Below are 11355 nucleotides of genomic sequence, written 5' to 3'. Positions count from 1 at the left end.
CGTGAGCACCCCCGACGACCTCCCCCTCGCCGCCCCCGCAGCCGCCGGCGGTGGCTGCGGCGACGCCTGCGGCTGCGGAGGGGACGACGCGTTCGACCCCCTGGAGTGCGGCCTCGACCCCGCTCTCGCACGGCTCCTCGCCGAGGCGGGCCTCGACCCGCTGCAGATCGAGGACATCGCGCACATGGCCATCGAGGAGGACCTGGCCGGCGGCGTGGACGTCACCACGGCCGCCACCATCCCCGAGGACGCCGTCGCCACCGCCGACTTCGCCGCGCGCGAGGCGGGCACCGTCGCGGGCCTGCGCGTCGCCGAAGCCGTCATGTCGGTGGTGTGCGAAGAGGAGTTCGAGGTCGAACGGCACGTCGAGGACGGCGACCGCGTCGAGGCGGGCGACGTCCTCCTCAGCGTCACCACCCGCACCCGCGACCTGCTCACCGCCGAGCGCAGCGCGCTGAACATCCTGTGCCGCCTCTCCGGCATCGCGACCGCCACGCGCGCGTGGGCGGACGCGCTCGACGGCACGAAGGCGAAGGTCCGCGACACCCGCAAGACGACGCCCGGGTACCGCGCCCTGGAGAAGTACGCGGTCCGCATGGGCGGCGGCGTCAACCACCGCATGTCGCTCTCCGACGCGGCGCTGGTCAAGGACAACCACGTGGTCGCGGCGGGCGGCGTCGCCGAGGCCTTCAAGGCCGTACGCGAACAGTTCCCCGACGTGCCGATCGAGGTCGAGGTCGACACGCTCCACCAGCTGCGCGAGGTCGTCGACGCGGGCGCCGACCTGATCCTCCTGGACAACTTCACGCCGGGCGAGACGGCGGAAGCCGTCGCGATCGTGGCCGGCCGCGCGTTCCTGGAGTCCTCGGGCCGCCTCACCCTGGAGAACGCCCGCGCGTACGCCGAGACGGGCGTCGACTACCTCGCCGTGGGCGCGCTCACGCACTCCTCGCCGATCCTCGACATCGGCCTCGACCTGCGGGAAGCGGTGCGGGACTGATGCTCCTCACCATCGACGTGGGCAATACCCACACCGTCCTCGGCCTCTTCGACGGCGAGGACATCGTCGAGCACTGGCGCATCTCCACCGACGCGCGGCGCACCGCCGACGAACTCGCCGTCCTCCTGCACGGCCTGATGGGCATGCACCCGCTGCTCGGCGACGAGCTCGGCGACGGCATCGACGGCATCGCGATCTGCTCCACGGTCCCCTCCGTCCTGCACGAACTGCGCGAGGTCACCCGCCGCTACTACGGAGACGTCCCCGCCGTCCTCGTCGAACCCGGCATCAAGACCGGCGTCCCGATCCTCATGGACAACCCCAAGGAGGTCGGCGCCGACCGCATCATCAACGCGGTGGCGGCGGTGGATCTCTACGGAGGCCCCGCCATCGTCGTCGACTTCGGCACCGCCACGACGTTCGACGCGGTCTCCGCGCGCGGGGAGTACGCCGGTGGCGTCATCGCCCCGGGCATCGAGATCTCCGTCGAGGCCCTCGGCGTACGCGGCGCGCAGCTCCGCAAGATCGAGCTCGCCCGGCCGCGCAGCGTCATCGGCAAGAACACGGTGGAGGCCATGCAGGCGGGCATCCTGTACGGCTTCGCGGGCCAGGTCGACGGCGTCGTGAACCGCATGGCGCGCGAACTGGCGGGCGCGGGCGGCGACCCCGACGACGTCACGGTCATCGCCACGGGTGGCCTGGCGCCCATGGTCCTCGGTGAGGCCTCGGTCATCGACGAGCACGAACCGTGGCTGACGCTGATCGGACTCCGGCTCGTCTACGAGCGGAACATTTCCCGGGCCTGACCGATAGCCGACGCTTCGTGTGCGGAAGGCGCCGCCTTCTGCGAGAGTCTGCGCTGGGACGGGGACTTGGTCGGGTGTGGGACGGGCTGGGGCGGATGAGGCGCAAGGGACGACTTCGAGCTGCGGTGGTTGCGGCGGCGCTTATGGTGGTGGCCGGTGGTCCGGCGACGACGGCCCGTGCGGACCAGGGTTCTTCCCCGCTGGCCGGGGCCGGGGCGGGGGTTCTTCCCTGGCTTGCCGTGGCGGCGGTCGCGGTGCTCGGCATAGGAGCGGTGGCCTACGCCTTGTCCCGCCGCCCCGACTGACCCCGCGCCGGGTCCCTACCCCCACTGTCCCGCCGCTCCGCGGCGGATACCTCCCACCCACCCGCCCGTGCGCCCTGCGACGCCCTGCGAGGGTAGGAGCACCGAGCCCGCCGCTTCGCGGCGGATGTATCCCACCCACCCGCCCGTTTGCCCCGCGACGCCTTGCGGGAGTAGGGGCGGGTGGGCCGGGGCTCTGCGACGTAGCTGCCAGGTAGGGGCGAGTCGCCCCGCCGGGGCGCAGTCGCACACGCGCCGGAGGGGGTGTGGGGGTATGTGCGAACGGAGCACCGAGCACACTCTGGCGCCTTTGGACTTGAGGCGCGACGCAGGGATAGCGAGTACGCACATACCCCCGCGCCCCCGCCCCACAGACGAAGCAAAGGCGCACACCCGCACCCGCCCAAGGCGCCCCGCCCGCAAAGAGTGGCGTTAAGCCGATTTTGTCCGGTTGGCGCGTATCGTCGGTTCATGCCCACGCCATACGGATCCCGGGGCGGCATGGCCTTCGGTGCGGAGGAGCTGCGTGTGCTCCGTCGCGCCCTGGCGCTCGCCCTGCACCCCAGCCCCGTCCGCGACCGTGACCGCGACAGTGGCCGCGACGAGGACGTCCAGGACCTGCTCCGGCTCGCGGAGTCGGTCGACGAAGCGATGCGCGAGGGCGCCAGGCTGCGCGCCTTCCTGGTGGCCGACCTCGCCCGCTACCGGACCGCCCTCCCCGGCACCGCCTCCGGCTACCTCGCCCTGCTCGACGACGTCCTCGCCACCGGTTACCAGCCGGGCCCCGACGACCTCGCCGCCCTGCGAGCCCTGCGCGGCAACCCCGCCGCGGCCGCCCTGCTCGACCGCTGCCGCGCCCTCGCGGAACAGTCCCTCCGCGCCCGCCTCGCGCGCCGCGCCGTCCCGATCCCGGCCCCCGCCGCGGCGCCGGGCTCCCGCTCCCGCACCCGCCTCCTCGCCCTCCCCGGCGGCCGGGACGGCAAGGCCAGGCCCCCGGAGCCGCCCCGCCCCGTGCCCACTCCGGCGGAGGTCTTCCCGCCGAAGCGCCGGCCCGGGACGCCCGAGACACCTGAGACGCCCGAGAGGCCCGGGCCGACACCCGCGGACCCGCCGCACCAGCTCGTCGCGGGCTAGCTACTCTGGAGGGCATGGACTACGTTTCCGCGCTCGTGCCCCCCGTAGTGATGGCCGTGTTCTTCACGGGCCTCATCGTGACGATCGTGAAGACCCAGGGCGGTGCCAACAAGGCCAAGGAGGACGCGGCCGTGGATGCCGCGATCTCCCGCGCCGAGGCGGTCGGCCAGACCCCGAAGGCCACCGGCGGCGCCTGAGCGGCACCCGCACCACCCCAGGGCGTACGACTCCCGCGTCATTCGAGTCGTACGCCCTTTTTGTTGCAGAAATTAGGGGTACGCCACGTCCCTCACGCATCACGCCAATAGTGACGTCTCCCACTATTGTTCTGCTGTGCCTCGTCCATTGGGAGAACTCGAAGACTCAGTCATGACGCGGGTGTGGAAGTGGAACCGCCCCGTGACCGTTCGAGAAGTCCTGGAAGACCTTCAGCAGGAACGGTCCATCGCCTACACGACCGTGATGACCGTTTTGGACAATCTCCATCAGAAGGGCTGGGTGCGCCGCGAAGCGGAAGGCCGCGCCTATCGATATGAGGCGGTCTCCACTCGCGCCGCCTACGCAGCCGCACTGATGAACGAAGCCTGGTCGCAGAGCGACAACCCGGCCGCCGCACTCGTCGCCTTCTTCGGCATGATGTCGGAGGAACAGCGGGAAGCGCTGAGCGACGCGATGCGTATCGTCCAAGGCCCGGAGAACCCCGGCGCCGCGGAGCGCGGCCCAGAGCGATAGCGTCCGCTCATGCCAGCAGAGGGTCCCGAACGCAGCGCGAGCAGCGCACGCAGTGAACTCAGCGAACTCAGCGCAAAAGCGGTCTCCGTCCGCAGGGCGCGAACCTCCGATGTGCCGACTGTGCGCCGCCTCCTCGACTCCTACGTCCGCGAGCGCATCCTCCTGGACAAAGCGACGGTCACGCTTTACGAGGACATCCAGGAGTTCTGGGTGGCGGAACGCGACGACAACGCCGAGTTGGTCGGCTGCGGCGCTCTGCACGTGATGTGGGAAGACCTCGCGGAAGTACGCACCCTCGCGGTGAACCCCGAGGTCAAGGGTGCCGGAGTGGGTCATCAGCTGTTGGGCAAGTTGCTGCAGACCGCCCGCTGGCTCGGCGTCCGCAAGGTTTTCTGTCTCACCTTCGAAGTCGACTTCTTCGCGAAGCACGGCTTCGTGGAGATCGGCGAGACTCCGGTCGACGGAGATGTCTACAGCGAGCTCCTGCGTTCCTATGACGAGGGCGTCGCGGAGTTCCTGGGCCTCGAACGAGTGAAACCGAACACCTTGGGCAACAGCCGGATGCTTCTGCATCTGTGATCAGCTGATCACTGCGACGGTATTCCGGGCCGCCCCTGCCCGGGTGGGCTATGTCCGAAACGCGCATGTTTCCAGGCTTCTAGGGGTCCCCGGTCTCTCCCAGGGGTTTGTGTTTTTCCAGCAAAAGCGGTTTGCTTTCCGACGTACTGCAGTACTGCATATAACAGGGGCCGGTGAATCGGCGGCGTGCGTCGTGCGGACCGGCCTCACAGTTATCGATGAAAGGAAATCCGGTGGCACAGAAGGTTCAGGTCCTTCTTGTCGATGACCTCGACGGTGGCGAGGCGGACGAGACCGTGACGTTCGCGTTGGACGGCAAGTCGTACGAGATCGACCTCACCACGGCCAACGCGGACAAGCTCCGTGGCGCCCTGGAGGACTTCGTCAAGGCCGGTCGGCGCACGGGTGGCCGTGGTTCCGGCGGCCGCGGCAAGGCGCGTGCCGCCTCGTCGAGCGGTAGCCAGGACACGGCCGCGATCCGCGCCTGGGCGAAGGAGAACGGTTTCGAGGTCAATGACCGCGGCCGCGTTCCCGCCTCCATTCGCGAGGCCTACGAGAAGGCCAACGGCTGACGGCTGCGACGCCTCAGCCGGACCCGGTGGCACTGAGTCGCCGCCGTGTCCACCAGTCGTACGAGACCGGAGCCCACGGCGGGATCGCTGTGGAGCGCAGTCCCGCCTCCCCCCACCCCGGGCAGGGACGGCAGCGCAGGCAGCGTCGGCTCCACCTCACAGCCGGGCTCCGGGGGTCGCAGCCAGACGGCGGCCCCCCGCGAGCCGGACCACCCCGGGGGAGTGGGCGCGTCGATCCGCCCGCCCGCACCGACCGCGGTGAGGCCGAGGGGGATGTGTCCCCACTCCAGCCAGTCGAGCAGCCCCGGCAGCTCCTCCGCGCTGCCCGCGCTCACCAGGAGCCGCATCGTTTCCCCGCGCAGCGCTACCGGAGCCTTCGGCCCGAGGTGACGCAGCACGGCGAAGCCCGCCTCCGCCGGCAGCTCAAGGACGTCGAAGCGCAGCCCCGTCAGGAGCCGCGCCGGGCCGGGCCCGGAGGCGGTCGCCCAGCCGAGCTCGTTCTCGTACCACTGCCGCACCGGGTCGCTCTGCTCGAAAGGCGCTCGGGGCTGAGGAACTGTGGGGGCCATGTCCGGGCAACAGCCGGAAGGGCGCCCGGGTTACGCAGTGTGGTGGCACGGATGCGGTGTGTGCCCGGTAAGGGGGCGTAAGGGCGTGTTCGGCGGCGCAAGAGTGTTCGCCCGTAGCGGAGGGAACCGGGGCGCGCCGCATGGAGTGTCAGTCCTTACGGGTAAGACATCCCTAGTGGGAGGGGGCGACACGCGGTCCAGGGCGTCTCACGTTCGCCATCGGCGTAGTGATGGTGGGGGTAACTGCCTGGCCTGCGGGAACATCGTCTCGCACCATCGGGTTGGAGCAGTTGTCGGCGTTCGGGGTCAGGAGATCCTCCGAGTTGGGGTCCGGGTGTCGGCAGTTGGAATGAGCGGTCCCCGCTTGCGGGACTAAGCTGCGGAAGGACAGGGAGGGGACCGACCCCTTTACTGCCTGACCGCTCTGAGGAGCGATTAACGATGTTCGAGAGGTTCACCGACCGCGCGCGGCGGGTTGTCGTCCTGGCTCAGGAAGAAGCCCGGATGCTCAACCACAACTACATCGGCACCGAGCACATCCTCCTGGGCTTGATCCACGAGGGCGAGGGTGTCGCCGCTAAGGCCCTGGAGAGCCTCGGGATTTCGCTCGAGGCGGTCCGCCAGCAGGTGGAGGAGATCATCGGGCAGGGCCAGCAGGCTCCGTCCGGGCACATTCCCTTCACCCCTCGTGCCAAGAAGGTCCTGGAGCTGTCGCTCCGCGAGGCCCTTCAGCTGGGCCACAACTACATCGGCACGGAGCACATCCTGCTCGGCCTGATCCGTGAGGGCGAGGGCGTCGCCGCCCAGGTCCTGGTCAAGCTGGGCGCCGATCTCAACCGGGTGCGGCAGCAGGTCATCCAGCTGCTCTCCGGCTACCAGGGCAAGGAGACCGCCACCGCCGGCGGTCCTGCCGAGGGCACGCCCTCCACGTCCCTGGTCCTCGACCAGTTCGGCCGGAACCTCACCCAGGCCGCTCGTGAGTCCAAGCTCGACCCGGTCATCGGGCGCGAGAAGGAGATCGAGCGGGTCATGCAGGTGCTGTCCCGCCGTACGAAGAACAACCCGGTCCTGATCGGTGAGCCCGGCGTCGGCAAGACCGCCGTCGTCGAGGGCCTCGCCCAGGCCATCGTCAAGGGCGAGGTGCCCGAGACCCTCAAGGACAAGCACCTCTACACCCTGGACCTCGGCGCGCTGGTCGCGGGATCGCGCTACCGCGGTGACTTCGAGGAGCGCCTGAAGAAGGTCCTCAAGGAGATCCGCACCCGCGGCGACATCATCCTGTTCATCGACGAGCTCCACACCCTGGTGGGTGCGGGCGCCGCCGAGGGCGCGATCGACGCCGCGAGCATCCTCAAGCCGATGCTGGCCCGTGGTGAGCTGCAGACCATCGGCGCGACCACGCTGGACGAGTACCGCAAGCACCTGGAGAAGGACGCCGCGCTTGAGCGCCGCTTCCAGCCCATCCAGGTCGCGGAGCCGTCGCTGCCGCACACCATCGAGATCCTCAAGGGCCTCCGCGACCGGTACGAGGCGCACCACCGCGTCTCCATCACGGACGAGGCCCTCGTGCAGGCGGCCACGCTGGCCGACCGGTACATCTCGGACCGCTTCCTGCCGGACAAGGCGATCGACCTGATCGACGAGGCCGGTTCCCGGATGCGCATCCGCCGGATGACCGCGCCGCCGGACCTCCGCGAGTTCGACGAGAAGATCGCGGGCGTCCGTCGCGACAAGGAGTCGGCGATCGACTCCCAGGACTTCGAGAAGGCGGCCTCTCTCCGCGACAAGGAGAAGCAGCTGCTCGCCGCGAAGGCCAAGCGCGAGAAGGAGTGGAAGGCCGGCGACATGGACGTCGTCGCCGAGGTCGACGGCGAGCTGATCGCCGAGGTCCTGGCCACGGCGACCGGCATCCCGGTCTTCAAGCTGACCGAGGAGGAGTCGAGCCGCCTGCTGCGCATGGAGGACGAGCTCCACAAGCGCGTCATCGGCCAGAAGGACGCCGTCAAGGCGCTCTCCAAGGCGATCCGGCGTACGCGAGCGGGTCTGAAGGACCCGAAGCGTCCCGGTGGCTCGTTCATCTTCGCGGGCCCGTCCGGTGTCGGTAAGACCGAGCTGTCCAAGGCGCTCGCCGAATTCCTCTTCGGCGACGAGGACGCGCTGATCTCCCTCGACATGTCGGAGTTCAGCGAGAAGCACACGGTCTCGCGTCTCTTCGGTTCTCCCCCCGGTTACGTGGGTTACGAAGAGGGCGGCCAGCTGACGGAGAAGGTCCGCCGCAAGCCGTTCTCGGTCGTCCTTTTCGACGAGGTCGAGAAGGCCCACCCGGACATCTTCAACTCGCTCCTGCAGATCCTGGAGGACGGTCGCCTGACCGACTCCCAGGGCCGGGTCGTCGACTTCAAGAACACGGTCATCATCATGACGACCAACCTCGGCACCCGTGACATCTCGAAGGGCTTCAACCTCGGCTTCGCGGCCCAGGGCGACACGAAGTCCAACTACGAGCGGATGAAGAACAAGGTCAGCGACGAGCTGAAGCAGCACTTCCGTCCGGAGTTCCTGAACCGCGTGGACGACGTCGTCGTCTTCCCGCAGCTCAGCCAGGGCGACATCCTGCAGATCGTCGACCTGATGATCACCAAGGTGGACGAGCGGCTGCGCGACCGGGACATGGGCATCGAGCTCTCCCAGTCCGCGAAGGAGCTGCTCGCGAAGAAGGGTTACGACCCGGTGCTCGGCGCGCGTCCGCTGCGGCGCACGATCCAGCGCGAGGTCGAGGACACCCTCTCCGAGAAGATCCTCTTCGGTGAGCTCCGTCCCGGCCACATCGTGGTCGTCGACACGGAGGGCGAGGGCGAGACCGCCACGTTCACCTTCCGTGGCGAGGAGAAGGCGGCGCTGCCCGACGTGCCGCCGATCGAGTCGGCCGCCGGTGGCGGCGCGGGCCCGAACCTGAGCAAGGAGGCGTAGCCCTCGCAGGGCGCGCTCACAGGGGCTGCCCCGGACCGTTTCGTACGGTTCCGGGGCAGCCCCTTCCGCATGTGGGGGTCACGCCGTGATCGTGACGCCCTCCGGTACGTTCCGCACGCGTGGCAGGCGCGGGTTGACGCGCAGGACGCGCAGGGCGGGGAAGCGGGTCAGCCACGACATGTCCGGGTCGGGCAGCTCCGCGTTGAGCCAGAGGTGGGTGAGCCGGTCGGGGACCAGGCCCGCGAGGAGTTCCTCGGTGCGCATGACGCCGGCCACCTGGATGCGGGGCCGCCCGCCGAGATGGCGCAGGGCCGCTAGTTCGGCGGCGTCGGAGACGGGGAAGTACAGGCCCTCGGGGGAGAGGTGGGCGATGATCTCGTGCGCGTACCGCTCGGTCTCGAAGTGGCGCCAGGGGCGGGCCAGCTCGGTGCGGATGGCGAGCGAGGAGCGGGTGCGCAGCCGGGCGAGGTAGTCGATGGCCGCGTCGTCCTGGACGCGGGTCGCGGTGATGGCGAGGAGCAGCGCCTGCTGGTCGCCGGGGACCTGCTCGGGGTCCGGCAGCTGCTCAAGGACGATGGGGCCGACCCAGCCGAGGCTGCGGGCACCCTGCTCGGTGGTGGGGCGCAGGAGGTTCTTCGTGCGCCGGTGGACGAGCTCCTGGATGGCCGGGTCCAGTTCGCTGACGTGTTCGAGGCAGGCGGCGGCCATCAGGCGCCGGTGGTTGACGTGCGGGCGGCGCAGGCCGGGGGCGGCGGCCAGCAGGCGCTCCAGGAAGCGGGCGCATTCGTCGGGGCGGGCGTGGGCGGCGGCCATGCGGATGACCTCCTCCCACTCCGGCTGGTGGGCGTGGTCGACGAGGGTGTCGAGGTCGCCGCGGGCCACGATCTCCTTGGCGGCCAGGTAGTCCTGGAAGGTGCGGTGGATGAAGTCGACGGAGACGCCCGCCTGTTCGCGCAGCAGCCCGGTGCGGTGCAGCAGGTGGCGGAAGATCTTCTCGCCGTCGCCCGCGGCACGGGCCGAGGGGATGGCGGGCAGCGCCTTGTTCAGGACGTCGACGACGCGGCGGCGCGGCAGCTCGGAGAGGCCCTCGTCGAGCATGGCGTGGGCGAGCTTGCGCAGGAGCAGTTCGCGGGCACCCTGCTGGAGCCGTACGTCGTCGGCGTACAGCACGTCCCGTTCGGGGTCGCGGCGCTGCAGGAGCATCTCCAGAGCGGCGTCGTAGAGCTCCTTGCGGCCTTTGGGAAGGGAGCCCGAGCGGTCCCGGTTGAGTGCGCATATCAGGCCGCACATCAGGGGGTTGGTGGCGAGCTGGCGCAGCTCGCGGTAGATCCGTACGGAGTGCAGCAGGCGCTGCTCGTACTCCTTGAGGGATTCGGTGTCCTGTCCCGCGTCGCTCATCGCCGCGGTGTGCCAGTCGCGGATGAAGCGGGTGACCTGGTCGCGGGACATCGGGGCCAGCGACAGCTCGGTGAAGCCCTCCTCGGCGAGGCGTTCCTGGGCGAGCCAGCCGTCCTCCACGGCGGAGGGCCGCGAGGTGACCAGGCAGGCGGTGCCGGAGAAGATGCGCAGGAGGCGGCGGAGCTGGTCGCGCAGGGCGCCGCGGGTCTCCTCCGGGGCCTCGTCGATCCCATCGACGAGGAGCAGGGCGCGGCCCGCGAGGAGGGTGCGGACGACCCAGCCCTCGGGCGCCCGGCCGGCGAGCGGGTGGCGTACGGCGCGCAGGAAGTCGTCCGGCGCGGGAAAGCCCTCGCGGGCGAAGCGGCGTACGGGAAGGACGAACGGCACGCGGGCGCCCTCGCGGGCGGCGGCGACGGCGAGCCACTGCACGAGGGTCGTCTTCCCGGAGCCCGCGACACCGCGCAGCAGCACCCGCTCGTGTCCCTCCAGGGCCCGGTCCGCGAGGAGCACGGTGCGCTGCTGCCCGCCCGCCCCCGCCACCGGCCGCCGCTGTTCTCCTCGGCCTGGAGGCTCAGATAGGTGTCCTCCAGGGGCCAGCGGTCGGGCGCGTGCGCGAAGTCGACGCCGACGATGGTCAGCCAGCCGTGCTGGCGCACGACCTCCTGGGCGTACGCGACCTCGAAGTCGGCGTCCTCGCGGGAGGGTTCGGGCCGGCGGGCGACGGCCGCCTCCGCGTCGTTGAGGTCGACGAGCTGGCGGATGCGGCTGGCCCGCTCGGGCATGTGCCGCTGGATGTACGGGGAGCGGCGCACGAGGTGGTGCAGGACGTGCAGGCAGACGGCGACGAGCAGCTCGTCGTGGAACCACGCGGCGTCCGGGGTGAGGCCGCGGTCGGCGCCCTGGACCGCGCCGCGCAGCCGCCGCGCGTAGTCCTGCGGGCCCAGCCGCACGGCGTCGGCGTCGGTGAGGTCGAGCTCGCCGATGGCGAGCAGGGTGCGCGTGAGTACGTCGGCGACCGCGGGGAGCTCGGCGGTGGGCGTGGAGTGCGTCTCCGCGGCGAGCTGGATGAAGTCGGCGGCGGTGCGGTGCACGTCGTCGGGGTCGGCGGGGGCGTCGGGGCCGCGCCAGGTGGTGAGGGCGGCGATCAGGTCGGGGGTGGTGGGCGGCCGGGCCGGGACGCGGAAGAAACGTTGCACGAGCGGCAGGGCGAGGGCCGAGGGGGTGCGTACTACGGGCTCCATGGGCATCGGGTCCCTGGGTCGGGTCTCGCCGTAAGGCCTCGGGTCCTGCCGT

Annotated in this window: 10 protein-coding genes and 1 pseudogene; 8 read left to right on the top strand and 3 right to left on the bottom strand. The window is 70.6% G+C overall.

Annotated elements, in window-relative coordinates:
* The first annotated feature begins 1 nt into the window (after position 1).
* From nadC to ACI2L3_RS04110, 7 genes are all read left to right on the top strand, one after another.
* The gene (nadC, locus tag ACI2L3_RS04140) at positions 2–1000 is read left to right on the top strand and encodes a carboxylating nicotinate-nucleotide diphosphorylase (RefSeq protein ID WP_404750758.1); all 999 of its coding nucleotides are present in this window, start codon (positions 2–4) and stop codon (positions 998–1000) included.
* Positions 1000–1806, top strand: a complete 807-nt coding sequence (locus ACI2L3_RS04135; RefSeq protein ID WP_404750757.1) for a type III pantothenate kinase — start codon at positions 1000–1002, stop codon at positions 1804–1806. The genes nadC and ACI2L3_RS04135 overlap by 1 nt, the downstream gene beginning before the upstream one ends.
* 773 nt (positions 1807–2579) lie before the next feature.
* Positions 2580–3242: a hypothetical protein gene (locus ACI2L3_RS04130; protein WP_404750756.1), complete on the top strand. Its 663-nt coding sequence runs from the start codon at positions 2580–2582 to the stop codon at positions 3240–3242.
* Between the two features lie 14 nt (positions 3243–3256).
* On the top strand, positions 3257–3439 hold the full coding sequence (locus tag ACI2L3_RS04125; protein WP_404750755.1) for a hypothetical protein: 183 nt from the start codon (positions 3257–3259) through the stop codon (positions 3437–3439).
* A gap of 136 nt (positions 3440–3575) precedes the next feature.
* Complete coding sequence (locus tag ACI2L3_RS04120; protein WP_404750754.1) at positions 3576–3974, top strand: BlaI/MecI/CopY family transcriptional regulator; 399 nt, start codon at positions 3576–3578, stop codon at positions 3972–3974.
* A 9-nt stretch (positions 3975–3983) separates the two neighbouring features.
* Positions 3984–4553 carry an amino-acid N-acetyltransferase gene (locus ACI2L3_RS04115; RefSeq protein WP_404750753.1) on the top strand — a complete coding sequence of 190 codons (570 nt, stop codon included), beginning with the start codon at positions 3984–3986 and terminating at the stop codon, positions 4551–4553.
* Between the two features lie 233 nt (positions 4554–4786).
* On the top strand, positions 4787–5125 hold the full coding sequence (locus ACI2L3_RS04110) for an Lsr2 family protein (RefSeq protein WP_404750752.1): 339 nt from the start codon (positions 4787–4789) through the stop codon (positions 5123–5125).
* Here ACI2L3_RS04110 and ACI2L3_RS04105 read toward each other — a convergent pair.
* The gene (locus ACI2L3_RS04105) at positions 5104–5694 is read right to left on the bottom strand and encodes an SCO3374 family protein (RefSeq protein WP_404750751.1); all 591 of its coding nucleotides are present in this window, start codon (positions 5692–5694) and stop codon (positions 5104–5106) included. The genes ACI2L3_RS04110 and ACI2L3_RS04105 overlap by 22 nt on opposite strands.
* Positions 5695–6135: 441 nt before the next feature.
* On the opposite strand from ACI2L3_RS04105, the gene ACI2L3_RS04100 reads away from it, so the two are divergent.
* Positions 6136–8664, top strand: a complete 2529-nt coding sequence (locus ACI2L3_RS04100; protein WP_404750750.1) for an ATP-dependent Clp protease ATP-binding subunit — start codon at positions 6136–6138, stop codon at positions 8662–8664.
* 78 nt (positions 8665–8742) lie between these two features.
* Here the strand turns inward: ACI2L3_RS04100 and ACI2L3_RS04095 are convergent, their stop codons facing one another.
* Both ACI2L3_RS04095 and ACI2L3_RS04090 read right to left on the bottom strand, forming a co-directional pair.
* Positions 8743–10602, bottom strand: a complete 1860-nt coding sequence (locus tag ACI2L3_RS04095; protein WP_404750749.1) for an NACHT domain-containing protein — start codon at positions 10600–10602, stop codon at positions 8743–8745.
* Positions 10603–10853: 251 nt separating this feature from the next.
* Positions 10854–11303, bottom strand: a pseudogene (locus ACI2L3_RS04090) (ATP-binding protein); the annotation flags it as partial.
* Positions 11304–11355: the final 52 nt, after the last annotated feature.

The sequence above is a fragment of the Streptomyces sp. NPDC029674 genome (assembly GCF_044903205.1).
GTDB lineage: Bacteria > Actinomycetota > Actinomycetes > Streptomycetales > Streptomycetaceae > Streptomyces.
Note: the sequence above shows the minus strand (reverse complement) of the source record. Positions and strands in the feature narration are given on the sequence as shown.